General features: G+C 64.3%; 24 protein-coding genes. 8 read left to right on the plus strand and 16 right to left on the minus strand.

What is annotated here, in order from left to right; all coding sequences use genetic code 11:
- The first annotated feature begins 78 nt into the window (after window positions 1-78).
- Together ACXHGZ_RS16285 and ACXHGZ_RS16290 are read left to right on the plus strand one after the other, a co-directional pair.
- On the plus strand, window positions 79-1278 hold the full coding sequence (locus tag ACXHGZ_RS16285; RefSeq protein WP_480460592.1) for a CaiB/BaiF CoA transferase family protein: 1200 nt from the start codon (window positions 79-81) through the stop codon (window positions 1276-1278).
- Between the two features lie 10 nt (window positions 1279-1288).
- Complete coding sequence (locus ACXHGZ_RS16290) at window positions 1289-2161, plus strand: TIGR02285 family protein (protein WP_480460593.1); 873 nt, start codon at window positions 1289-1291, stop codon at window positions 2159-2161.
- A gap of 141 nt (window positions 2162-2302) precedes the next feature.
- On the opposite strand, the gene ACXHGZ_RS16295 is transcribed toward ACXHGZ_RS16290, so the two are convergent.
- The 6 genes from ACXHGZ_RS16295 to xerD form a co-directional block, all read right to left on the minus strand.
- Window positions 2303-2584, minus strand: coding sequence for a DUF3509 domain-containing protein (locus tag ACXHGZ_RS16295; RefSeq protein ID WP_480460594.1), 282 nt, complete (start codon window positions 2582-2584; stop codon window positions 2303-2305).
- Window positions 2585-2704: 120 nt separating this feature from the next.
- Window positions 2705-3100, minus strand: a complete 396-nt coding sequence (locus tag ACXHGZ_RS16300) for a response regulator (RefSeq protein WP_480460595.1) — start codon at window positions 3098-3100, stop codon at window positions 2705-2707.
- 210 nt (window positions 3101-3310) lie between these two features.
- Window positions 3311-4720: a threonine synthase gene (gene thrC, locus ACXHGZ_RS16305; protein ID WP_084856769.1), complete on the minus strand. Its 1410-nt coding sequence runs from the start codon at window positions 4718-4720 to the stop codon at window positions 3311-3313.
- 54 nt (window positions 4721-4774) lie between these two features.
- Window positions 4775-6079: a homoserine dehydrogenase gene (locus ACXHGZ_RS16310; RefSeq protein WP_224456721.1), complete on the minus strand. Its 1305-nt coding sequence runs from the start codon at window positions 6077-6079 to the stop codon at window positions 4775-4777.
- Window positions 6080-6161: 82 nt separating this feature from the next.
- Entirely contained in the window at window positions 6162-6911 is a 750-nt protein-coding gene (locus ACXHGZ_RS16315) for a DsbC family protein (RefSeq protein ID WP_224456722.1), read from the minus strand.
- A gap of 151 nt (window positions 6912-7062) precedes the next feature.
- Window positions 7063-7959 carry a site-specific tyrosine recombinase XerD gene (gene xerD, locus ACXHGZ_RS16320; RefSeq protein WP_084856764.1) on the minus strand — a complete coding sequence of 299 codons (897 nt, stop codon included), beginning with the start codon at window positions 7957-7959 and terminating at the stop codon, window positions 7063-7065.
- A gap of 68 nt (window positions 7960-8027) precedes the next feature.
- On the opposite strand from xerD, the gene ACXHGZ_RS16325 reads away from it, so the two are divergent.
- Complete coding sequence (locus ACXHGZ_RS16325) at window positions 8028-9866, plus strand: cation:proton antiporter (protein WP_480460596.1); 1839 nt, start codon at window positions 8028-8030, stop codon at window positions 9864-9866.
- Between the two features lie 148 nt (window positions 9867-10014).
- Here the strand turns inward: ACXHGZ_RS16325 and rplS are convergent, their stop codons facing one another.
- From rplS to ffh, 5 genes are all read right to left on the minus strand, one after another.
- Window positions 10015-10365, minus strand: a complete 351-nt coding sequence (rplS, locus tag ACXHGZ_RS16330) for a 50S ribosomal protein L19 (RefSeq protein WP_084856761.1) — start codon at window positions 10363-10365, stop codon at window positions 10015-10017.
- A 42-nt stretch (window positions 10366-10407) separates the two neighbouring features.
- Window positions 10408-11160, minus strand: coding sequence for a tRNA (guanosine(37)-N1)-methyltransferase TrmD (trmD, locus tag ACXHGZ_RS16335; RefSeq protein ID WP_196144557.1), 753 nt, complete (start codon window positions 11158-11160; stop codon window positions 10408-10410).
- Between the two features lie 2 nt (window positions 11161-11162).
- Window positions 11163-11699, minus strand: a complete 537-nt coding sequence (gene rimM / locus ACXHGZ_RS16340; RefSeq protein ID WP_070574704.1) for a ribosome maturation factor RimM — start codon at window positions 11697-11699, stop codon at window positions 11163-11165.
- Between the two features lie 5 nt (window positions 11700-11704).
- Complete coding sequence (gene rpsP / locus ACXHGZ_RS16345) at window positions 11705-11956, minus strand: 30S ribosomal protein S16 (RefSeq protein ID WP_023382041.1); 252 nt, start codon at window positions 11954-11956, stop codon at window positions 11705-11707.
- Between the two features lie 234 nt (window positions 11957-12190).
- Window positions 12191-13567, minus strand: coding sequence for a signal recognition particle protein (gene ffh / locus ACXHGZ_RS16350; protein WP_043212452.1), 1377 nt, complete (start codon window positions 13565-13567; stop codon window positions 12191-12193).
- 310 nt (window positions 13568-13877) lie between these two features.
- On the opposite strand from ffh, the gene ACXHGZ_RS16355 reads away from it, so the two are divergent.
- The 3 genes from ACXHGZ_RS16355 (at window position 13878) to ACXHGZ_RS16365 (ending at window position 17458) form a co-directional block, all read left to right on the plus strand.
- A complete protein-coding gene (locus ACXHGZ_RS16355) occupies window positions 13878-14687 on the plus strand; it encodes a cytochrome C assembly family protein (protein WP_480460597.1) in 810 nt (269 codons plus the stop codon).
- Window positions 14688-14696: 9 nt separating this feature from the next.
- Window positions 14697-15899 carry a transporter associated domain-containing protein gene (locus ACXHGZ_RS16360; protein WP_480460598.1) on the plus strand — a complete coding sequence of 401 codons (1203 nt, stop codon included), beginning with the start codon at window positions 14697-14699 and terminating at the stop codon, window positions 15897-15899.
- 257 nt (window positions 15900-16156) lie between these two features.
- Window positions 16157-17458: an MFS transporter gene (locus ACXHGZ_RS16365; protein ID WP_084856754.1), complete on the plus strand. Its 1302-nt coding sequence runs from the start codon at window positions 16157-16159 to the stop codon at window positions 17456-17458.
- Between the two features lie 72 nt (window positions 17459-17530).
- Here the strand turns inward: ACXHGZ_RS16365 and purT are convergent, their stop codons facing one another.
- From purT to ACXHGZ_RS16390, 5 genes are all read right to left on the minus strand, one after another.
- Window positions 17531-18712 (minus strand): formate-dependent phosphoribosylglycinamide formyltransferase, encoded by a 1182-nt coding sequence (gene purT, locus ACXHGZ_RS16370; RefSeq protein ID WP_480460599.1) that lies wholly within the window; start codon window positions 18710-18712, stop codon window positions 17531-17533.
- 139 nt (window positions 18713-18851) lie between these two features.
- On the minus strand, window positions 18852-19319 hold the full coding sequence (locus ACXHGZ_RS16375; RefSeq protein ID WP_084856751.1) for a VUT family protein: 468 nt from the start codon (window positions 19317-19319) through the stop codon (window positions 18852-18854).
- Between the two features lie 239 nt (window positions 19320-19558).
- The gene (locus ACXHGZ_RS16380; protein WP_480460600.1) at window positions 19559-19765 is read right to left on the minus strand and encodes a DUF1289 domain-containing protein; all 207 of its coding nucleotides are present in this window, start codon (window positions 19763-19765) and stop codon (window positions 19559-19561) included.
- Window positions 19758-20282: a gamma carbonic anhydrase family protein gene (locus ACXHGZ_RS16385; protein ID WP_084856748.1), complete on the minus strand. Its 525-nt coding sequence runs from the start codon at window positions 20280-20282 to the stop codon at window positions 19758-19760. The genes ACXHGZ_RS16380 and ACXHGZ_RS16385 overlap by 8 nt, the downstream gene beginning before the upstream one ends.
- 41 nt (window positions 20283-20323) lie before the next feature.
- Window positions 20324-20923: a CoA pyrophosphatase gene (locus ACXHGZ_RS16390; protein WP_084856746.1), complete on the minus strand. Its 600-nt coding sequence runs from the start codon at window positions 20921-20923 to the stop codon at window positions 20324-20326.
- 133 nt (window positions 20924-21056) lie between these two features.
- Between ACXHGZ_RS16390 and ACXHGZ_RS16395 the strand changes: the two genes are divergently transcribed.
- A complete protein-coding gene (locus ACXHGZ_RS16395) occupies window positions 21057-21611 on the plus strand; it encodes an NUDIX hydrolase (protein WP_480460601.1) in 555 nt (184 codons plus the stop codon).
- 19 nt (window positions 21612-21630) lie between these two features.
- Window positions 21631-22173, plus strand: coding sequence for a L,D-transpeptidase family protein (locus ACXHGZ_RS16400; protein ID WP_224456733.1), 543 nt, complete (start codon window positions 21631-21633; stop codon window positions 22171-22173).
- The last annotated feature ends 108 nt before the right edge of the window (window positions 22174-22281 follow it).

A 22281-nucleotide genomic window follows, 5' to 3' on the forward strand; every position in this document is an offset into this window, starting at 1 on the left:
TTCGTTGTGCCGTGACAGTACCTGCAGCCGACGACCTATGATAAAACCACGCATCAACCCAGCCGCCACGGATGCCCCATGCCCACGCCCAGCAAACCCCTCGCCGGCCTGAAAGTGATCGAGCTCGGCACCCTGATCGCCGGCCCCTTCGCCTCGCGCATCTGCGCCGAATTCGGCGCCGAGGTCATCAAGGTCGAATCCCCCGATGGCGGCGACCCGCTGCGCAAATGGCGCAAGCTGTACGAGGGCACTTCGTTGTGGTGGTTCGTCCAGGCGCGCAACAAGCAATCGCTGACACTCAACCTCAAGCACCCCGAAGGCCGTGAGATTCTCAAGCGGCTGCTGGCCGATGCCGACATCCTGATCGAGAACTTCCGGCCCGGCGTGCTGGAGAAACTGGGCCTGGGCTGGGAGGTGCTGCATGCGCTCAACCCGCGCCTGGTCATGGTGCGACTGTCGGGCTTCGGCCAGACCGGCCCGATGAAGGACCAGCCCGGTTTCGGCGCCGTGGGCGAATCCATGGGCGGCCTGCGCTACATCACAGGTTTCGAGGACCGCCCACCGGTGCGCACCGGGATCTCCATCGGCGATTCGATCGCCGCCCTGTGGGGCGTGATCGGCGCACTCATGGCCCTGCGTCACCGCGAGGTCAACGGTGGCCAGGGGCAGGTGGTGGATGTGGCCTTGTACGAAGCCATCTTCGCCATGATGGAAAGCATGGTGCCGGAGTTCGATGTGTTCGGCTTCATCCGCGAGCGCACCGGCAACATCATGCCGGGCATCACGCCCTCCTCCATCCACACCAGCGCCGATGGCAAGCACGTGCAGATCGGCGCCAATGGCGATGCCATCTTCAAGCGTTTCATGCAGGCCATCGGCCGCGACGACCTGGCCAGCGACCCGGCCCTGGCCACCAACGATGGCAGGGACCTGCGCCGCGACGAGCTCTACGGCGTCATCGACCGCTGGGTCAACAGCCTGCCGCTGGCGCAGGTGATGCAGGTGCTGACCGATGCCGAGGTACCGGCGAGCCGGATCTACTCGGCCGAGGACATGTTCAACGACCCGCAGTACCTGGCCCGCGAAATGTTCCTCCAGGCCAGGCTGCCCGATGGCAAGCCGTTCAAGATGCCGGGCATCGTCCCCAAGCTCTCGGACACCCCGGGCTCCACCGAATGGGTCGGCCCGGCCCTGGGCGAACATACCGAGGCGGTGCTCGCCAGCCTGGGCTACGACGCGCCAGCTATCAGCCGGTTGCGCGAAGCCGGTGCGGTCTGACGGCACGCCGATGCCCCTGGCCGTCCGGAAGGTGCTGGGCCTGTTGGTACTGTTGTGCGGGTTGTTGCCCGCCATGGCCAGCGCCAAGGAACGCCTGATGTGGCTGATACGCGACTTGCCACCGTTCACCATCTTCGATGGCGTAGCACAAGGCCAGGGCGTCATCGACCGTCTGCTGCCACAGCTGATCGCACAGATGCCCGAATACGAGCACAGCATCATCCGGGTCAATCGTGCCCGGGGCATGCAGATGCTCCAGGAGCCCAGCTTCACCTGTGACCCGACTTTGCTGTGGACGCCGGAGCGGGCCAGGTTCGTGCATTTCTCCACACCGTCGTTGGGCGTGTTGAGCAGCGGCGTGGTGGTGCGCAAGCAGGACCAGGCCATGCTGACGCCCCTTCTGGACGGCGAGCGCGTCGACCTCAAGCGCTTGCTCGCCGAGCCCCGTCTCAAGCTTGGCGTGGTCGCAGAACGCAGCTACAGCACCCAGGTCGATGCCATGCTGCGCCAACTGCCCGACACCGTCGTGAGCCGCCATTACGGCAATGAAGCCACCACCAACCTGTTGCAGATGCAGCAGCTGGGGCGCCTGCAATTGGTGCTGGGGTACTGGCCGGAAATCCGCTACCTGATTCAGGCGCAGGGTTGGCCGCTGGAGGATTATGCGTTCCATCCCATCCAGGGCGTGAGCCGCTACCAGTTCCTGCATGTCGGCTGCTCCGATACGCCGCTGGGGCGCGAAGCCATCCGCCATATCGACCAACTGCTGTCGGCCCTGCGCCGGGACGTCCTGCCTGCACTGTATGCCCACTGGCTGGACCCGGAGCAACGAGTGGACTACCTGGAGCACAGCAAGCACTTTTTCGAAGACCGCCAGAACTAGGTTTATTGCCTCAAAAAAGAAACCCCGGACGCTGGGGAAGGATCGTCCGGGGTCAAGCGAAGCCCAAGGGGCTTCCAGGGGCAGCCCGCAGCACCGGAGCAAAGCGCTGTCACACCACCCCTACTGTTTCTGATGAACCGTTCAGGCGAAGGTTCCCTGGAATGTTCGCTGATGCTGCAAGGCCGCAATCACGCAGGGTTGCAAACGGCCTTCGGCGATCTGCAGGTCCCGGTGCAGGCCATCGACCAGATCGACCAGCAGCCGCTGGTCCTGCAACTGATGTTGGCTCACGGTGCGTTGGAGGGTCACGTCCCCCTGCTTGTCGACCACGGTGAGTTGGCGGTTGCCGCTGGCGTCTGTTTCGCCAAGCTGGGCCTGGTAAGGGGTCAGGGCATGGTTGAGCAGTTTGCAGATTCTTTCCATCCGGCTTACTCGCTGTTCGTGGAACCTATCGGAACTGACCACCAGGCGCAGCGGAAAGTTCGTCACACAGCGCCGGTCACCTTGAGCATGCGCGGGGGAGATTACAGTTTGACAACCGGCCTAGACGGATAGGCCGGCCGGCAACGCCAGGCGCTCCAGCGCTCTTTGCAAGGTCGGCATCGACAAGGGCCAGGACAGCTCACCGACGACCTTGAGGTCCTGCCGCCGGGCTTCGCGGGCCAGGCTCTCTCCTTGCCCCGCCGGCTCGCCGACGAACAACAACGCACAAGGACGCTGTGCGCGATCCACCTGCCGGAGCAGGACTCGCCCCTCTCGTACCGGCATGGCATTGTCCAGGATCAGCAGGTCGACCGTACCGCGTTGCGCCAGGCAGGACTTGGCCTCGAGCAGGTCCTGGGCGACCCGTACATTGAAGACGCCGTGGGCATTGCAGGCCTGATGCAGGGAAATGTCGTGGGAAGGTCGTGCGTGAATCAGCACGTTGAGCCATTGCATGAGCCGCTCCTGGGGTATCGCACCCGCGTGAATGGGCAAGTCACTCTAATGGCGTCACGCTGAAAGCTATGTCAGAAAAATCCGAATCTTTTGTAGAAATATCCGCGCCACCCGTTGCGGGAACGGCTTGCGCGCCGCGGTGCATGGCAACGGCGTTGCCGTGATCGCGGGACACGTCGGACCGGCGGCCCGACCTGTCCCGCAATGAGGTCAGAGCGGCTTGCCGCGGTTGCCGTGCTGGCTGACGAAGGCCTGGACGGTCTTCAGGTCATTGGCCAGGACCGTGCAGCGCTCTTCGCGGCTGAACAGATCGCTCAGGTGCGCCGGCAGCTCCAGGGCCTTGCCCACGCCTGCCTTTTCCACCGCCTCGGGGAACTTGACCGGGTGCGCCGTGCCCAGCACCACCATTGGCGTGTCCAGGCTGCGGCGGCATTCGCGGGCGGCCTTGACGCCGATCGCCGTGTGCGGGTCCAGCACCTCACCGGTGCTGGCGAACACCTCGGCGATGGTCTCGCAAGTCTGCTCGTCGGTCACCGCCAGGGAATCGAACAGCTTGCGGGCCTCGGTCCAGCGGTCTTGCTCGACGCTGAAGCCGCCGCCCTGCTTGAAGCGCTCCATCAGCTCGGCGATGGCGGCGCCGTTGCGACCATGCAGGTCGAACAGCAGGCGCTCGAAGTTCGACGACACCATGATGTCCATCGACGGCGACAGGGTCGGGTGCAGGGCATCCTTGACGTACTGGTTGCCGCTCATGAAGCGGTGCAGGATGTCATTGCGGTTGGTGGCCACGATCAATTGGCTGATCGGCAGGCCCATGTTGCGCGCCAGGTAGCCGGCGAAGATGTCGCCGAAGTTGCCGGTCGGCACCGAGAAGGCCACCGAACGGGCCGGGCCACCCAGCTGCAGCGCTGCATGGAAGTAGTATACGATCTGGGCCATGATCCGCGCCCAGTTGATCGAGTTCACCGCCACCAGGCGCGTGCCCTTGAGGAAGGACTGGTCGGCGAAGCTGGCCTTGACCATTTCCTGGCAGTCGTCGAAGTTGCCTTCGATGGCGATGTTGTGGATGTTGTCACCGAAGATGGTGGTCATCTGGCGGCGCTGCACTTCCGACACGCGCTGGTGCGGGTGCAGGATGAAGATGTCGACGTTGTCGCAACGGCGGCAGCCTTCGATAGCTGCGGAGCCGGTGTCACCGCTGGTGGCGCCGACGATCACCACACGCTCGCCGCGCTTGGCCAGCACGTGGTCGAGCAGGCGGCCGAGCAGCTGCAGGGCGAAATCCTTGAAGGCCAGGGTCGGGCCGTGGAACAGTTCCATGACCCATTCGTTGCCGCCCAGCTGGCGCAGCGGCGCAACGGCGGCGTGGGCGAAGGCGCCGTAGGTTTCTTCCAGGATCTTCTTGAAGTCGGCATCGGCGATGCTGCCGTCGACGAACGGGCGCATCACCCGGAAGGCCAGTTCGTGGTACGGCAAGCCGGCCCAGGAGGCGATCTCCTCCTGGGTGAAGCGTGGCAGGTTTTCCGGCACGTACAGGCCGCCATCGCTGGCAAGGCCGGCCAGCAGGACATCTTCGAAATTCAGGGCCGGTGCCTGGCCGCGGGTACTGATATAGCGCATGGGTGCAAACCTTCGGTTCTGGGCGCGGGCCGCCGTCGCGACCCGCCACTGACATTAATTGAGCTGTTCGACGCGGATGCGCACGACCTTGCCGACCACGTCCTGCAAGGCTTCCAGGGCAACGATGGCGTCGTTGATGCGCTGCTCCACCACGCGGTGGGTCAGGAGGATCATCGGCACCAGGCCATCCTGCTCCTCAGCTTCCTTCTGCATGATCGACTCGATGTTGATACCGCGCTCGGAGAGGATGCTCGCCACCTGGGCCAGCACGCCCGGGTGATCCTTGGCCTGGATGCGCAGGTAGTAGGCGCTCTCGCAGGCCTCGATCGGCAGGATCGGGTGAGCCGACAGCGAGTCTGGCTGGAAGGCCAGGTGCGGCACGCGGTTCTCGGGGTCGGAGGTCATGGCGCGGACAACATCCACCAGGTCGGCGACGACCGAGGAGGCGGTCGGCTCCATGCCGGCACCTGCGCCGTAGTACAAGGTGGAACCAGCGGCGTCGCCATTGACCATCACCGCGTTCATCACGCCGTTGACGTTGGCGATCAAGCGGTCGTTGGGGATCAGCGTCGGGTGGACACGCAGCTCGATACCGGCGTCGGTGCTGCGGGCCACGCCCAGGTGCTTGATACGGTAACCCAGGGCCTCGGCGTAGTTGACGTCCGCGGTGGTCAGCTGGGTGATGCCTTCGGTGTAGGCCTTGTCGAACTGCAGCGGGATGCCGAAGGCGATGGACGCCAGGATGGTCAGTTTGTGGGCGGCATCGATGCCTTCGACGTCGAAGGTCGGGTCGGCTTCGGCGTAGCCCAGGGCCTGGGCTTCGGCCAGCACTTCGGGGAAGGCACGGCCCTTGTCACGCATCTCGGTAAGGATGAAGTTGCCGGTGCCGTTGATGATGCCCGCCAGCCAGTTGATACGGTTGGCCGACAAGCCTTCGCGGATCGCCTTGATCACCGGGATGCCGCCGGCCACCGCAGCTTCGAAGGCGACGATGACGCCCTTCTCGCGGGCCTTGGCGAAAATCTCGTTGCCATGCACGGCGATCAGCGCCTTGTTGGCGGTGACCACGTGCTTGCCGTTCTCGATGGCCTTGAGCACCAGGTCACGGGCAATGGTGTAGCCGCCAATCAGCTCGATGACGATATCGATCTCGGGGTTGCACGCGACCTCGAACACATCAGCGGTAATGGGGGTACCGGTAATCTGGCAGTTCGGGTTCTGCGAGCGCATGGCGATCTGTGCCACTTCAATACCGCGCCCGGCACGGCGGGCGATCTCCTCGGCGTTGCGCTGAAGTACATTGAAGGTTCCGCCACCGACGGTCCCCAACCCACAGATGCCTACTTTGACCGGTTTCACTGTGAACTCCCCATTGAACGGCCGGCGCCTGCGCCGACCGTGAAACGTGCCGTCTCCCCATGAAGACGGCGTACTGTTTGAATTACTTGCCTTGCGCCAGCGCCAGCTTGGCCACCTGAGGGGCCGGCTGGTAGCCCGGAATCACCTGGCCACTTTCCAGGACGATCGCAGGCGTGCCATTGACGCCGATCGACTGGCCCAGCTGGAACTGCTTGCCGACCGGGTTGGCGCACTTGGCGGCCTTGATTTCCTTGCCATCGATCATCTTGTCCAGTGCCGCGCGACGGTCGCTGGAGCACCAGACCGCCTGCAGCTGTTCGTCACCCGGCGAGCCCAGGCCCTGGCGCGGGAAGGCGACATAACGCACTTCGATACCGCGACGGTTGAGCTCGGGCACTTCGGCGTGCAGCTTGTGGCAATACGGGCAGGTGGTATCGGTGAAGACGGTGATATGCGATTTGGTCTGGCCCTTGGCAGGATAAACCACCATCTCGGCAGCCGGAATGCCGTTGATGAGCTTGGCGATGCCCTGGCGCTCGGTCTTCTCGGTGAGGTTGACCGGCTTGCCATCCTGGATCTGGTACAGGTAGCCCTGCATCACGAACTGACCGTCGGCGCTGGCATACAGCACGCGTCCGCCCTGCAGCTTGACTTCATAGAGGCCATTGACCGGGCTGCTGGCCACGCTCTCGATCGGTACTTCCAGCTCAAGCGTCTTGAGGGTGTTGCGGATCGCCTGCTCGGCGCCGGCACCGGCGTCGCTGGCCGCAGCCACGGCAAAGGTGCTGGCCAGCGCCAGGGCGGCGGCGGCGAAAAGATGGGTCACGCGCATGGGGTACTCCTGAAGGCGGACGGGGCCGGAGGGCGTCGACATGCGGCAAGCGGGCGTCGACCGTGCGGCCCTTGGAAACCGTCCAAGCCTACCACAACCGGCAGGCGCTAAATCAGCCCTCACACGCCACAGGTCGGAACATGAAAATCATTCATCCACGCGGATGGTGCTGGGCATGCAGCTGTTGCAGGCGCGCCTTGGCCACATGGGTGTAGATCTGCGTGGTGGACAGGTCGCTATGCCCCAGCAGCATCTGCACCACACGCAGGTCCGCGCCGTGGTTGAGCAAGTGGGTGGCGAAGGCGTGGCGCAGGGTATGGGGCGACAGCGGCTTGTCGATCCCGGCCACCTTGGCCTGGTGCTTGATGCGGTGCCAGAAGGTCTGCCGGGTCATCTGCTCGCCCCGCTGGCTGGGGAACAACACGTCGCTGGGGCGGCCGTTGAGCAGTTCGCCGCGCCCATCGCGCAGGTAGCGCTCCAGCCACACCACCGCCTCCTCCCCCATCGGCACCAGGCGCTCCTTGCTGCCCTTGCCCATGACCCGCAACACGCCCTGGCGCAGGTTGACTTGGTCGAGTGTCAGGCTGACCAGCTCGGTAACGCGCAGCCCACAGGCATAAAGGACCTCGAGCATGGCCCGGTCGCGCTGGCCGATGGCCTCGCCCAGGTCCGGCGCCTTGAGCAATGCCTCGACGTCGGCCTCGGAGAGGGACTTGGGCAAAGGCCGGCCCAACTGCGGCATGTCGACCTGCAAGGTCGGGTCGACACTGACCAGCCGCTCGCGCAGCAGGTAGCGGAAAAAGCCGCGCAGCCCGGAAAGAAAGCGCGCCGTGGAACGGGGCTTGTAGCCCTGGTCGACGCGCCAGGCCAGGTGATCGAAGATCAGTTCGCGACCAACGTCCGGCAATGCCACGCCGCGCGCCTGCAGCCAGCCATTGAACAAGGCCAGGTCGCTTCGGTAGGAGGCGCGGGTGTTGTCGGACAGGCCTTTTTCAAGCCACAGGGCATCGAGGAACTGGTCGATCAGGGGATGGTCGAGGGCGGACATGAAAACTCGGTGGCAAACGACGAATTGGCGCTTAGTCTTTCATAACAACGTCGGCATAGGGAGCCCGCATGAGCGAACAGCAGATTCTCCTGAGTTTCGGTGGCATCGGCGCCGCCGCACTGGCTTGCCAATGGCTGGCCTGGCGCCTGAAGCTGCCTGCGATCCTGTTTCTGTTGCTGTGCGGGATCGTCGCCGGCCCAGTGCTCGGCTGGCTGTCGCCTCAAGACCTGTTCGGCCCGTTGCTGATGCCCCTTGTGTCTCTGGCCGTGGCCCTGATCCTGTTCGAAGGCAGCCTGACGCTGCACCTGTCCCAATGGCGTGAGATCGGCAGCGTGGTGCACCGGCTGGTGACCCTGGGCGCGCTGAGCACCTGGTTGGTGATCGCCCTGGCCACCCATTGGCTGCTGGGTTTCGACTGGCCGCTGGCGATCCTGTTCGGCACCCTGACCCTGGTGACCGGCCCGACGGTGATCGTGCCCATGCTCCGCGTGGTGCGGCCCAAGGCGGCGATCGCCAACATCCTGCGCTGGGAAGGCATCGTCATCGACCCGATCGGCGCCTTGCTGGCGGTGGTGGTCTACAGCTTCATCATCGCCCGCACCGATGGCGAAGGACTCAGCCAGAGCCTGGTGACCTTCGGCGGGGTGATCTTCTGCGGCAGCGCCCTGGGCGCCGCCGGCGGCTGGTTGCTGGGGCAGGTGATGCGCGCCCAGTGGCTGCCGGAGTACCTGCACAACCTGGCCTCGTTGGCCGCGGTGCTGGGCATCTTCATCGCGGCCAACCAGATCGTCCATGAATCCGGCCTGCTGGCGGTGACGGTGATGGGCATGTGGCTGGCGAACATGCCGGGGGTGGATGTACGGCAGATCCTGCACTTCAAGGAAAACCTCAGCGTGCTGTTGATTTCCGGCCTGTTCATCCTCCTGGCCGCCCGCCTCGACCTGCATGCATTGCTGGCCCTGGGCCCGGCGGTACTGGCGTTGCTGCTGGTAATCCAACTGCTGGCACGCCCGCTCAATGTTCTGCTGTCCACCTGGGGCTCGACGTTGGCATGGCGCGAACGCCTGCTGCTGGCCTGGATCGCCCCACGGGGTATCGTTGCTGCAGCGGTCTCGGCCATCTTCGCCATCCGCCTGGACGAAGCGGGCCATGAGGGCGCTCTGCTGCTGGTGCCTCTGACCTTCGCGGTGATCATCGGCACCGTGGTGCTGCAGAGCGCCACCGCCAGGCCCCTGGCCCGCCTGCTCAAGGTTGCCGAACCTGCGCCCAGCGGCTTTCTCATCGTCGGCGCCAACCCACCGGCACGCGCCGTCGCCAAAGCCTTGCAACAACTGGGTAGCCGGGTCCTGCTGACCGACTCGAGCTGGGAAAACATCCGCGCCGCGCGCATGGATGGGCTGCCGACCTATTTCGGCAACCCTGCCTCCCAGCATGCCGATGCCCACCTGGACCTGGTCGGTCTTGGCCACCTGCTCGGCCTGTCGCCGGCAGGCGAGCTCAATGCCCTGGCCTGCGCGCGCTTTCGCCATGACTTCGGCCATAACCGCCTGTTCGTGCTGGCCAGCGGTCTGGAGAAGCAGCGCAGCGACAAGCACCGCGCCAGCGAGGAACATCGCGGCCAATTACTGGGGGCGAACCCGATGACCTACGGGCAACTGGCCAACCGCCTGCACCAGGGTGCCGAGCTGTACAGCACCCACCTGACCGAGGGCTTTTCCTGGCAGGACTACCAGGACCTGCATGGCGATCGAGCCACCGTCCTGTTCGCCTGCGACGCCAATGGCTGGGTGCATGTGGCCAGCCCGGACGCACCGCTAAAGCCCCAGCCAGGGTGGACGCTGGTGGCGCTGGTAGAGGCTGATCGGGAGGCGAAAACGGCTGTCGAGGCGGGCGTGGCCAATCGCTGAAGAATGGAAGGGGGCGCTTTGCGCCCAATCGCGGGACAAGCCCGCTCCTACAGGGCCAGTGAACAATCCCTGCAGCAGAAAGCAAAAAAGCAGCCCGAAGGCTGCTTTTTCTCTCGCAAGGTGGCCTCGGCCACCGGTCAAACTGCACTCAGGACAGTTTTTCCTTGATGCGAGCGGCTTTGCCGGACAGGTCGCGCAGGTAGTACAGCTTGGCCTTACGCACGTCACCACGACGTTTCACGGACAGGCTGTCGATCTGCGGGCTGTAGGTCTGGAAGGTACGCTCTACGCCAACGCCGCTGGAGATCTTGCGCACGGTGAAGGCGCTGTTCAGGCCGCGGTTACGCTTGGCGATAACGACACCTTCGAACGCCTGCAGACGGGAACGGTCGCCTTCCTTCACTTTGACCTGGACGACAATGGTGTCGCCTGGTGCGAAGGCAGGGATTTCCTTGTTCATCTGCTCGGCTTCGAGCTGCTGGATGATCTTGTTGGTCATGCTGTGCTCCTAAGGCGGATAACTCGATCCACCATCGATACGTTAACTATCGTCCCGCTCGCGGAGGTATTCCTCGAGCAGCTTCTTCTCTTCTCCAGAAAGCGAGCGACTTTCCAGAAGATCGGCGCGTCGTTCGAAGGTCCTACCAAGGGACTGCTTCAACCGCCAACGCCGGATGTGTGCATGGTTGCCGCTAAGCAACACGTCGGGAACGCGCTGATCCGCATACACCTCCGGTCGGGTGTAGTGCGGGCAATCGAGCAGACCATCGGTGAAGGAATCTTCCTGCGCCGAGTCCACATGCCCTAAAGCTCCGGGCAGCAGTCGCGTAACCGCATCGATCAGTACCATGGCCGGCAGCTCGCCACCGGAAAGCACATAGTCGCCAATCGACCACTCTTCATCGACATGAGCCTCGATAAAACGCTCGTCGATGCCTTCATAACGGCCGGCAATCAGGATCAACGATTCCTGTTGTGCCAGGCCTTCGACCGCCTGCTGGGTCAGCTTGCGGCCTTGTGGCGAAAGGTAGATCACCTTCGCCGATGCTCCGGTTGCCTGCCTGGCGCTGGCCAGGGCGTCTTCCAGAGGCTTGATCTTCATCACCATGCCAGGACCACCGCCAAAAGGCCGATCATCCACCGTGTGATGGCGATCCGTGGTGTAGTCCCGCGGGTTCCAGCAGGTCACCTGCAGCAACCCCTGTTTCACCGCGCGGCTGGTAATGCCGTACTCCGTGATGGCCGAGAACATCTCGGGGAACAGGGTGACGACTTCTACGCGAAGGTTGCCCATCGTTAGAAATCCGCGTCCCATTCGACTCGCATCACGCCTGCTTCCAGGTCGACTGCCAGCACACATTGCTCCGTATAGGGCAACAGACGCTCGCGATCATCCAGGCTGCCTGCGCAAGGCTTGACCACCATTACATCGTTCGCACCGGTCTCCAACAGGTGATCGATCTTGCCGAACAGCTGTTCGTCCTGATTGATGACCTTCAGGCCCACCAACTGGTACCAGTAGTACTCGTCAGCTGCCAGGTTGGGCAAAAGGCTCCGCGGGATGCAGATTTCGTAACCGCTCAGAAGACGCGCTTCATCACGATCGTCGAGGCCTTTCAATTTCACGACCAGGCCCTTTTGGGAGCCACGACCGTTGACCAGCTCGACCTGCTTTACCTTGCCTTCGTGCCGAAGCGTCCAGCGTGGATAATCCAACAGGTTTTCAATCGGATCGGTAAAGGAGTACACCTTCACCTCGCCGCGAACGCCGTGAACCGAAAAAATCTTGCCGACGACGATGAGGGCGTCAGCGTTTTCTGGCGTCGCGTTCATACTGCTCAGGCAGCGGCCTTGGCAGCGTCCTTCAGCAGCTGAGCAACACGCTCAGACGGCTGCGCGCCCTGGCTCAGCCAGTAGTTGACGCGTTCCTGGTTGACCGACAGCTTGACTTCGGCGCCCGATGCGATCGGGTTGAAGAAGCCAACGCGCTCAACGAAACGGCCGTCACGGGCGTTACGCGAGTTGGTCACGGTCAGGTGGTAGAATGGGCGCTTTTTCGAGCCGCCACGGGCAAGACGGATGGTTACCATGTGAACATCGTTCCTATAGTCGGTGCTGCAAATCTGAATGCCCAAATGGGCACAGGGTGCCCAAAAGGCCGCATATTCTCGGGGAATACACGGACATTTGCAAATGCCTTTTTCGGCGAGGGCCTGCCGCGCCGTTCAGATCTGCCGGTTAAGCCGCGGATTTCGCGACATCGTTCCCGCCAAGGCGGGGGTTCCGGGTGGCTGCCCGATCAAAGGCAACCGCCCTGAATGACATTACAGCTTCGGCATGCCGCCACCCGGCAGCATCCCGCCCAGGCCACGCATCATCTTGGCCATGCCGCCCTTGGCGGAGAATTTCTTCATCATCTTCTGCATTTGCTTGTGCTGCTTGATCAGCCGGCCGACATCCTGCACCTGGGTGCCGGAGCCGAGGGCGATGCGGCGTTTGCGCGAGCCGCTGATGATTTCCGGGTCGCGACGTTCGGCCGGCGTCATGGAGTCGATGATCGCCTCCATCTGCTTGAACTGCTTCTCGGCCGCGCCCTGGGCATTGCCCATCTGCGACAGGTTGACCCCGCCGATGCTCGGCAGCTTGTCCATCAGGCCGCCCAGGCCGCCCATGTTCTTCATCTGCTGCAGCTGGTCGCGGAAGTCCTCGAGGTCGAAGCCCTTGCCCTTCTTGAGCTTCTTGGCGAGCTTGTCGGCCTTGGCCTTGTCGATGTTCTGCTCGGCCTGCTCGATCAGGCTGAGCACGTCGCCCATGCCGAGGATACGCGAGGCGATACGGTCCGGGTGGAACGGCTCCAGGGCCTCGGTCTTCTCGCCCATGCCGATGAACTTGATCGGCTTGCCGGTGATGGCGCGCACCGACAGAGCGGCACCGCCACGGGCGTCGCCGTCGACCTTGGTCAGCACCACGCCGGTCAGTGGCAGCGCGTCGCCGAAGGCCTTGGCGGTGTTGGCGGCGTCCTGGCCGGTCATGGCGTCGACCACGAACAGGGTCTCGACCGGCTTGACTGCGGCGTGCAGGGCCTTGATCTCGTCCATCATGTCGGCGTCGATGTGCAGACGGCCGGCGGTATCGACGATCACCACGTCGATGTACTTGAGCTTGGCCTCGCGGATCGCCGCCTCGGCGATGGCCACGGGCTTCTGGCTGATGTCGGACGGGAAGAAGGTCACGCCGATGTCATTGGCCAGGGTTTCCAGCTGCTTGATCGCCGCTGGGCGGTAGACGTCGGCCGAGACCACCATCACGCTCTTTTTCTTGCGCTCTTTAAGGAAGCGCGCCAGCTTGCCGGCGGTGGTGGTCTTGCCTGCGCCCTGCAGGCCGGCCATCAGCACCACGGCGGGCGGAGCGGCATTGAGCGCCAGGTCTTCGTTGGCGGCGCCCATCAGGCCTTCGAGTTCGGCCTGGACGATCTTCACGAACGCCTGGCCCGGGGTCAGGCTGCGCGACACCTCGGTGCCGACCGCACGCTCCTTGACGCTGTTGACGAAATCCTTGACCACCGGCAGGGCGACGTCGGCCTCGAGCAGGGCCATGCGCACTTCGCGCAGCGTGTCCTTGATGTTGTCTTCGGTCAGCTTGGCCTTGCCGGTGACATGGCGCAGCGTCTGTGACAGGCGGTCGGTCAGGTTTTCGAACATGGTGATCCTTTCAGGCCCTAGTGAAGCCGAGGTTTTTCAGGCGCCCAGGTGAATAGGTACACGCGCTGGGCACAGCAAGGCGGCGATTATAGCGAAGAGCGGCGACGGCGCACACCTTGGCACCACCGGATCTGGATGGTCGGTGTCCCCATCGCCGGCAAGCCGCCCCTCTCCACAGGTATGGCGGTGTCTCTAAAAGCAGCGCGGGACAGGTGGGAGCCGGCTTGCCGGCGATGGGGCCTGCCGGTCTTCCTTGGCAGCGGCGATCTATGCCACACTCCGTCTCTTTAAGGCTCGCCAACCAGGACTTATGGTCTCCTCTCCCAGCCTCATCCCCAACCTGATCGCCGCCGGCCTTTATATAGCCGCAGCTATCTACCAGGGTGCCTACTTCGCCCAGGGCCGCAAGGCCGACAAGCGCCTGCTCGGCCTGCTCGGCGCCCTTGCCGTGCTCGCCCAGGGCGGCGCCCTGTTCTTCCAGTTGATCACCCCGCTGGGCCTGAGCCTGGACTTCTTCAGCGCCGCCAGCCTGATCGCCGTCGCGGTGATCGGCCTGACCCTGCTGGCCTGCCTGCGCATCCCGGTGGAAAACCTGCTGATACTGCTGTTCCCGCTCGGCGCCATCACCGCCCTGCTGGCCCAGTTCGCGCCACCTGGGACCGTACCGTTGGTCAACGAGGAGCCGGGGATCCTGGCGCACATCCTGCTGTCGATCCTGGCCTATGGCCTGTTCACCATCGCCGTGTTCCAGGCCCTGTTGCTGCTGCTGCAGGACCACCAGCTCAAGCACAAGCACCCCTCCGGGTTGATCCGCAACTTCCCGCCCCTGCAAACCATGGAAAGCCTGCTGTTCGGCTTCCTCTGGGCGGGCTGGGGCCTGCTTTCGCTGTCGCTGGTGTCCGGCTGGCTGTTCCTGGATAACCTGTTCGCCCAGCACCTGGTGCACAAGACCTTGCTGTCCTGCATCGCCTGGGTGGTGTTCGGCTTGTTGCTGTGGGGCCGCACCCGCCTGGGCTGGCGTGGCCACAAGGCGATCCGCTGGACCCTCGCCGGTTTCTGCCTGCTGATGCTGGCCTATTTCGGCAGCAAGCTGGTACGTGAATTCATCCTGCATATCTGACGGCCGCCCATGAACACCCTGCCGTACGCACCGCTACTCGGCACCTTGGCACTGGCGCTGCTGTGGTCGGCGCTGTTCACCGCAGTCGACGCGGCCCGCCAACTGCTCAACGGCCACCAGCGCCCCGCTGAAAGCACCGAACCCGCCCTGCCGGCCCAGGCCGTGGTGCTGTGTGCGAGCCTGGGCAAGCTGCTGGTGCTCGGCCTGGCCTGCCTGGCCGGGCAGCGCTACAACGGTGAGCATGGCTTCTGGCTGGCCGGCCTGGCGGCCACCTTCACCTTGCTGGTCCTGGGCGAATACCTGCCACGACGCATGGCCCGGCGCAACCCGCAGGCCTTCGTCGCCCTCGGCGCCCTGTTGCGCTGGCCGCTGGTGCTATTGCAGCCACTGGCCTGCCTGCTCGATGGCTGCGCCAAACTGCTCCTGCGGCCGTTTCGCACCCCGCCCACGGCAGTAGCCCTGCACCCGGAGGAGCACGACGACTTCGACGACGCCGAACCCTTCGAGGCCCCTCGGGCGGGCCTGCTTGAAGGCCTGCAATCGCTGGACAAGATCACCGTCAACGACATCCTGGTGCCGCGCAACGAAGTGGACGGCATCAACCTGGACGAGCCGATCGAGCAGATCATCGAGCAGCTGATCGTCAGCCGCCATACCCGCCTGCCGGTCTACCACAGCGATATCAACCAGGTCGAAGCCATCCTCAACACCAAGCAGATCAGCCACCTGCTACCCCACGCCGAACTGACCCGCGAGGCGTTGCGGGCCGCCTGCTACGAGCCCTATTTCGTACCCGAGAGCACGCCGCTGCAGATGCAGCTGCTGAACTTCCACAAGCAGCAGCGGCGCCTGGGCGTGGTGGTCGACGAATACGGCGAAGTGCTGGGGATCGTTACCCTGGAGGATATCCTCGAGGAGATCGTCGGCGAGTTCGAGGACGAACAGTCCCTCGACAACCCCCACGTCCACCCCCTGGACGATGGCCGCTACGTGATCGAAGGCACCGCCTCGCTGCGCGAGATCAACCGCAGCCTCGGCTGGCACCTGCCCTGCGACGGCGGCCCGAAGACCCTCAACGGCCTGGTCACCGAAGCCCTGGAAAGCATCCCGGAAAGCGCCGTCTGCCTGAAGATCGGCCGCTATCGCCTGGAAATCCTCGAAACAGAGGACAATTGCGCCAGCAAGGTACTGGTGTGGACCGTGACCCGATAGCTATACTCGGGTCACGCTTACCCAGCCCTGCCGTCCCGCCCGCTACCCGCACCCGGCGTCCTACGGCCAGTCCGCTCCACTGACACGCCCCGCGGTCCTGCTTCACCACCCAGAACAGCCCGCTCCCCTTCCCTACCCCCTGGGCTATCGTCAGTCGGGCGACTCACTACTATTCGCTCCGGCGCCCGTGCGCCCCTGTCTGCCCGGCAGGGCACGAACCGCCCACAAGGAGCAATCGACTGTCAGGGACCTACACGATGACAACCAGCAGTACCTATGCCGATACCCCGGCAGCTCCGGTCAACTCGCCTGCGCGGGTGGCCACCGCCAGCTTCATCGGCACCGCCATTGAATTCTACGACTTCTACGTCTATGCCACGGCCGCGGCCCTGGTGATCGGCCCGGTGTTCTTCCCGTCGGGCTCGGGCACCGCGCAGATGCTCGCGGCCTTCATCACCTTCGGCATCGCCTTCCTCGCCCGCCCGCTGGGCTCGGCGCTGTTCGGCCACTTCGGCGACCGCATCGGGCGCAAGTCGACCCTGGTCGCCTCGCTGTTGCTGATGGGCGTGTCCACCACGCTGATCGGCGTGTTGCCGGGCTATGACAGCATCGGTATCTGGGCACCGGTACTGCTCTGCCTGTTGCGCTTTGGCCAAGGCCTGGGGCTGGGCGGCGAATGGGGCGGGGCTGCGCTGCTGGCCACCGAGAACGCGCCCGAAGGCAAGCGGGCCTGGTTCGGCATGTTCCCGCAATTGGGCCCTTCGATCGGCTTCCTGGCCGCCAACGGTCTGTTCCTGAGCCTGGCCCTGGTGCTCAGCGACGAACAGTTCCGCGAATGGGGCTGGCGCATTCCGTTCCTGCTCAGCGCCGCACTGGTGGTGGTGGGCCTGTATGTGCGCCTGAAGCTCGAGGAAAGCCCGGTGTTCGCCAAGGCCGTGGCGCGCCATGAGCGGGTGAAACTGCCGGTGGTCGACCTGTTCGCCAAGTACTGGCTGCCGACCCTGCTGGGCGCCCTGGCGATGGTGGTGTGCTATGCGCTGTTCTACATCTCCACGGTGTTTTCCCTGAGCTACGGGGTCTCGACCCTGGGCTACACCCGCCAGAGCTTCCTGGGCATGCTGTGCTTCGCCGTGGTCTTCATGGCCCTGGCCACGCCCTTGTCGGCCTGGTTGAGCGACCGCTACGGGCGCAAGCCGGTGCTGATCGTCGGCGCACTGCTGGCGGTGGCATCGGGGTTCACCATGGAGCCACTGCTGACTTCGGGCTCGACCACGGGCGTGGCGCTGTTCCTGGCCATCGAGCTGTTCCTGATGGGCGTGACCTTCGCCCCGATGGGCGCCTTGCTGCCTGAACTGTTCCCGACCCATGTGCGCTACACCGGCGCCTCGGCGGCCTACAACCTGGGCGGCATCGTCGGCGCCTCGGCGGCTCCGTTCTTCGCCCAGAAACTGGTGAGCATGGGTGGGTTGAGCTGGGTGGGCGGCTACGTCTCGGCGGCGGCTGTGATCAGCCTGATCGCCGTGCTGTGCCTGAAAGAGACCCGCAACGCGGAACTTTGAACGGCTGGGGCCGCGTTGCGGCCCTTTCGCGGCACAAGGCCGCTCCTACCGGAATCGTGGGAGCGGCAGGTATCAGAACTCGACCTTGACCGCCTGCGACGCACGGGTAGCCTTGGCCCGCGCGGCCTCGATCGACGCATCACGCGCCAGGCACACGCCCATGCGGCGCTGGCCGTCGATTTCCGGCTTGCCGAACAGGCGGATCGCGGTATCCGGCTCGCTCAACGCTGCGCCCAGGTTGGCGAACGAGGTCTGCTGCGACTTGCCCTGCGGCAGGATCACGGCCGAGGCCGACGGGCCGAACTGGCGCACCACCGGGATCGGCAGGCCGAGGATCGCGCGGGCATGCAGGGCGAACTGCGACAGATCCTGGGAGATCAGCGTCACCAGGCCCGTGTCGTGCGGGCGCGGCGAGACCTCGCTGAACCATACCTGGTCACCCTTGACGAACAGCTCTACGCCGAACAGGCCACGCCCGCCCAGGGCATCGGTGACCGCCTGGGCGACCCGCTGGGACTCGGCCAGCGCCTTAGGGCTCATGGCCTGGGGCTGCCAGGACTCCTGGTAGTCGCCCTTCTCCTGGCGATGCCCGACCGGTGCCAGGAAGGTGGTGCCGCCCACATGGCGCACGGTCAGCAAGGTGATCTCGTATTCGAAGTCGATGAAGCCTTCGATGATCACCCGGCCCTTGCCGGCACGGCCGCCTTCCTGGGCATAGTCCCAGGCCTTCTGCAGGTCGGCTTCGCTGCGCAGCAGGCTCTGGCCCTTGCCCGAGGAGCTCATCACCGGCTTGACCACGCACGGGTAGCCCAGGTCGGCGACCGCCTTGGCGTAGTCTTCGAAGGTATCGGCAAAGTGATAGGGCGAGGTCGGCAGGTCCAGCTCCTCGGCCGCCAGGCGCCGGATGCCCTCACGGTTCATGGTCAGTTGCGTGGCACGGGCGGTGGGCACCACGTTGAAGCCTTCATTCTCCAGCTCCACCAAGGTGGCGGTGGCGATGGCCTCGATTTCCGGCACGATGTAGTGCGGCTTTTCAGCCTCGATCACCGCGCGCAGGGCAGCGCCATCGAGCATGTTGATGACATGGCTGCGATGCGCGACCTGCATGGCCGGCGCATTGGCGTAGCGGTCCACGGCGATCACCTCGACACCCAGGCGCTGCAGCTCGATCACCACTTCCTTGCCCAGCTCGCCGCAGCCACACAGCAGTACACGGGTCGCGGTGGGCGACAATGGGGTTCCGATACGGGTCATTTCAGGTCCTCGAAGGCGTCGGGGCCGCGCCACGCTGGCTGCCGCCCGCTGAAAAAGGACCGGTATTCTACACCTGGCAACGCCCGTTGGGGCTGTTGTGAAGGCGGCCTGGTGTCGCCAAAGAGCGTGCGCGCCTGCCTCAACCCACCACGGCCGTGCGGCGTGCCCGCCAGGCCATGGCCAGCCACACGGCGGTCACGCCGGCGAATTTCGAGGCCAGCGCCGTGCCGATCACCGCTGGGGTCAGGGCACCGATCATGCCGAAGAAAATGAAGGTGTCCACCGGGATGCTCAGCGCCGAACTCAGCCACAGGCGGTCGCGCAGCGGCCGGCGGGTAACGCTGAACACCAGCCAGTCGATCAGCTCGGAGATGAAGAACGCAGTGGCGCTGGCCAGCGCGATGGCCGGCTCCGAAGTGACGTAGGACAGCACCAGGGCCGCCAGCATGGCCAGCAGCGCGCCATGGCCATAGCGGGTCTGCACCATGTCACGCAGGATGAACACCAGCCCGCCCCAGGCGGACCAGATCACATCCAGGTGCGGCGCACTGGAGAAGGCGTAGTTGATCAGCACTACGCTGCTGATGTAGGCAATGAGATAGAACATGGGATCACGCGTTGGGCAAGCGGCACAGAATACTTGATTTCAAAGTCAACTGCAGCTTTTGACTCGGTAGTGGCCTGTCATGGCCCTATCGCCGGCAAGCCGGCTCCCACAGGGATTTCGCAAATTTTGAGCGCGGCGCAATCTTGGTGGGAGCTGGCGACAGCCTGCGATGGGCTGCAAAGCACCCCCAAGCCCTCAAACGGTGGAGCCCCTTCAGACTCAAGGGGGGGCCAGCCGGCTCACCGCCCGATGACCAACCCAGCCGCCACCGCCCGCTCATGGCACAGCGCCAGCACCTGCCGGCGCTCCTGGTTGTCCATACGCGACCAGCGGGTGATCTCGGCCACCGTACGCTGGCAGCCCACGCAGATGTCCTGTTCATCCAGCGCGCAGACGTTCACGCACGGCGAGGCGACCGGCCGCTCACGATCAGCCACGTCAGTCATCCTGCGGCACCAGGTCACGGGCATAGCGTTCGGCGTTCTGCACGTAATGGGCGGCGCTGGCTTCGAGCATGCGCTTCTGTGCCTCGGTCAGCTCGCGTACCACCTTGCCCGGTGAACCCATCACCAGCGAGCCGTCGGGAATCTCCTTGCCTTCCGGGATCAATGCGTTGGCGCCGATGATGCAGTGCTTGCCGATACGCGCCCCGTTGAGGATCACCGCATTGATACCGACCAGGCTGTGGTCGCCCACCGTGCAGCCATGGAGCATGGCGTTGTGGCCGACGGTGACGCCCTTGCCGAGGGTCAGCGGCGAGCCCATGTCGGTATGCATCACCGTGCCATCCTGGACATTGCTGCCTTCGCCGATGTCGATCAGCTCGTTGTCGCCACGCAGCACCGCACCGAACCAGACGCTGGCCCCGGCCTGCAGGCGCACCTTGCCGATCAGCGTGGCATTGGGTGCGGCCCAGCTGGTGGGATGGGTTTCGACCCGCAGGTCGCCCAGGCGGTATTTCATGTCTCGCTCCTCATGGTTCAAGGCCTTGGCGGAATGCCCGATCAGATCGGGATAAAGCGCTCGGGGGGATGGTGCAGGTCGATACCGGCATCGAACAGCACGTTGACCAGCTCGACGATCATGATCGCCGACAGCCCCCAGATCTTGTATTCGCCATAGCGGTAGGCAGGCACATACCAGCTGCGCCCCTGGTAATCGATACGATGGGTATGCTCGCGCGGGTCCTGGCGGAAGAATGCCAGCGGCACGGTGAACACGGCTGCGATCTCTGCGTCGTTGGCCCGGTACTCGACGAAATCCGGCACCACACCGACGAACGGCGTCACCTTCAGGCCATGCAGGGAGATCAGCGGGCTGAGTGGGCCAACCACCTCCACCAGGCCAGGCGGCAGGCCGATTTCCTCCTCGGCTTCGCGCAAGGCGGTAAACACCAGGTCAGGATCTTCCGGGTCGCGCCGCCCACCGGGGAAGGCCACTTCGCCCCCGTGGGTGGAAAGGCCCTTGGCCCGCAGGGTCAGCACCAGCTCGGGCTCTTCGCTACGGGTGATGGGCAAGAGAACCGCCGCTTCGGGGAAACGACGGTCCGTTTCCAATGACGCGGGGGTATGGTTGCTCATACGGCGAAGGAGCTCATCCAGCATTACACACTCTCGATTGCAAGGCCTGCCCTGCATGATGCACCAAAGCCGCAACGCACCCAAGCCCCGCCGGATGGCAGCTTGCGGTCACGGTGGCGGGCACGCCAAGATAGCCGTACCTCAAAGGAAGAAAAGCATGAAATTCTGCAGCGCGTGCGGCCAGCCAGTGATACAGCGGATCCCCGAGGGCGACAGCCGCCCCCGCTATGTCTGCGACCATTGCCAGACCATCCATTACCAGAACCCCAATATCGTTGCTGGCGTCTTACCCACCCACGGCACCCAGGTCTTGCTGTGTCGCCGTGCGATCGAGCCGCGCCGTGGGTTCTGGACACTGCCCGCCGGTTTCATGGAAAACGGCGAGACCCTCGAGCAAGCCGCCCGTCGCGAAACCGTGGAGGAAGCCTGCGCCCGGGTCGGGCACATGAGCCTGTACCAGTTGTTCGACCTGCCGCACATCGACCAGGTGCATGTGTTCTTCCGCGCCGAACTGGCCGACCTGGAGTTCGCCGTCGGAATCGAGAGCCTGGAAGTGCGCTTGTTCGAGGAACATGAAATTCCATGGGACCAGCTGGCTTTCCGCACCGTGGCACGCACACTAGAATGCTATTATCGCGACCGCATCGGGCAGTCCTACCCGGTAGGCCATGAGTACCTGCCCCCGATGAATGTCTCGTCGTCCATCACCTAGTTTTCAGGGATACGGTTTCATGCGCTGGTTGCTCGCCCTTTTCTGCCTTTGCGTTACGTCGGTGTCCCAGGCTGCGTTCACCGAGACCATCATCCGCAAGCCACAGGACGCCGCGCAGTCCTCGGTCACCCGTCAACCGTTGGTCGACAAGGTACTGGTGCTCAAGTCCGAGCGCCGCCTGCAACTGATCAGCCGTGGCGAGCCGCTCAAGACCTACCGCATCTCCCTGGGCAAGCAACCCAAGGGCACCAAGGAACGCGAAGGCGACAACCGCACCCCCGAAGGCCTCTACTGGCTGGACTGGCGCAAGGTCAGCGACCGCTTCAACCTGGCCATGCACATCTCCTACCCCAACATCAGCGATGCCGCCCGCGCCCGCCGTGAAGGCGTCAACCCTGGCGGCATGATCATGATCCACGGTACGCCCATCGACGAGGAATACCCGGAGTGGTACTTCCACACCCTGGACTGGACCGAAGGCTGTATCGCCATGCGCAACGCGGACATGCAGGAAGTCTGGAGCATGGTCAAGGACGGGACCTTGATCGAGATTCGTCCCTGATTCCTACACTTCGCCAATTCTGTAAGAAGCTTCATACATTCAATCCGCTCCCAGCCGACAGGCGTGTGGGCACGGGACCGCATCCAAGCCATAGGATCCATTTTTAGA

This window comes from Pseudomonas shiyinii, assembly GCF_056725765.1.

Excerpts from the sequence above, each read along its gene's own strand:
- rimM (WP_070574704.1), bottom strand. The coding sequence starts at position 11,699 with ATGAACGCGACGCCAGAAAACGCTGACGCCCTCATCGTCGTCGGCAAG.
- ACXHGZ_RS16385 (WP_084856748.1), bottom strand. The coding sequence starts at position 20,282 with ATGAAATACCGCCTGGGCGACCTGCGGGTCGAAACCCATCCCACCAGC.
- ACXHGZ_RS16400 (WP_224456733.1), top strand. The coding sequence starts at position 21,631 with ATGCGCTGGTTGCTCGCCCTTTTCTGCCTTTGCGTTACGTCGGTGTCC.
- ACXHGZ_RS16360 (WP_480460598.1), top strand. The coding sequence starts at position 14,697 with ATGAACACCCTGCCGTACGCACCGCTACTCGGCACCTTGGCACTGGCG.
- rpsP (WP_023382041.1), bottom strand. The coding sequence starts at position 11,956 with ATGGTAACCATCCGTCTTGCCCGTGGCGGCTCGAAAAAGCGCCCATTC.
- purT (WP_480460599.1), bottom strand. The coding sequence starts at position 18,712 with ATGACCCGTATCGGAACCCCATTGTCGCCCACCGCGACCCGTGTACTG.
- xerD (WP_084856764.1), bottom strand. The coding sequence starts at position 7,959 with ATGTCCGCCCTCGACCATCCCCTGATCGACCAGTTCCTCGATGCCCTG.
- ACXHGZ_RS16290 (WP_480460593.1), top strand. The coding sequence starts at position 1,289 with ATGCCCCTGGCCGTCCGGAAGGTGCTGGGCCTGTTGGTACTGTTGTGC.
- ACXHGZ_RS16380 (WP_480460600.1), bottom strand. The coding sequence starts at position 19,765 with ATGACTGACGTGGCTGATCGTGAGCGGCCGGTCGCCTCGCCGTGCGTG.
- ACXHGZ_RS16325 (WP_480460596.1), top strand. The coding sequence starts at position 8,028 with ATGAGCGAACAGCAGATTCTCCTGAGTTTCGGTGGCATCGGCGCCGCC.
- thrC (WP_084856769.1), bottom strand. The coding sequence starts at position 4,720 with ATGCGCTATATCAGTACCCGCGGCCAGGCACCGGCCCTGAATTTCGAA.
- ACXHGZ_RS16285 (WP_480460592.1), top strand. The coding sequence starts at position 79 with ATGCCCACGCCCAGCAAACCCCTCGCCGGCCTGAAAGTGATCGAGCTC.
- ACXHGZ_RS16395 (WP_480460601.1), top strand. The coding sequence starts at position 21,057 with ATGAAATTCTGCAGCGCGTGCGGCCAGCCAGTGATACAGCGGATCCCC.
- ACXHGZ_RS16365 (WP_084856754.1), top strand. The coding sequence starts at position 16,157 with ATGACAACCAGCAGTACCTATGCCGATACCCCGGCAGCTCCGGTCAAC.
- ACXHGZ_RS16300 (WP_480460595.1), bottom strand. The coding sequence starts at position 3,100 with ATGCAATGGCTCAACGTGCTGATTCACGCACGACCTTCCCACGACATT.
- ACXHGZ_RS16295 (WP_480460594.1), bottom strand. The coding sequence starts at position 2,584 with ATGGAAAGAATCTGCAAACTGCTCAACCATGCCCTGACCCCTTACCAG.
- ffh (WP_043212452.1), bottom strand. The coding sequence starts at position 13,567 with ATGTTCGAAAACCTGACCGACCGCCTGTCACAGACGCTGCGCCATGTC.
- ACXHGZ_RS16390 (WP_084856746.1), bottom strand. The coding sequence starts at position 20,923 with ATGCTGGATGAGCTCCTTCGCCGTATGAGCAACCATACCCCCGCGTCA.
- trmD (WP_196144557.1), bottom strand. The coding sequence starts at position 11,160 with ATGGGCAACCTTCGCGTAGAAGTCGTCACCCTGTTCCCCGAGATGTTC.
- ACXHGZ_RS16355 (WP_480460597.1), top strand. The coding sequence starts at position 13,878 with ATGGTCTCCTCTCCCAGCCTCATCCCCAACCTGATCGCCGCCGGCCTT.
- ACXHGZ_RS16315 (WP_224456722.1), bottom strand. The coding sequence starts at position 6,911 with ATGCGCGTGACCCATCTTTTCGCCGCCGCCGCCCTGGCGCTGGCCAGC.
- ACXHGZ_RS16375 (WP_084856751.1), bottom strand. The coding sequence starts at position 19,319 with ATGTTCTATCTCATTGCCTACATCAGCAGCGTAGTGCTGATCAACTAC.
- rplS (WP_084856761.1), bottom strand. The coding sequence starts at position 10,365 with ATGACCAACAAGATCATCCAGCAGCTCGAAGCCGAGCAGATGAACAAG.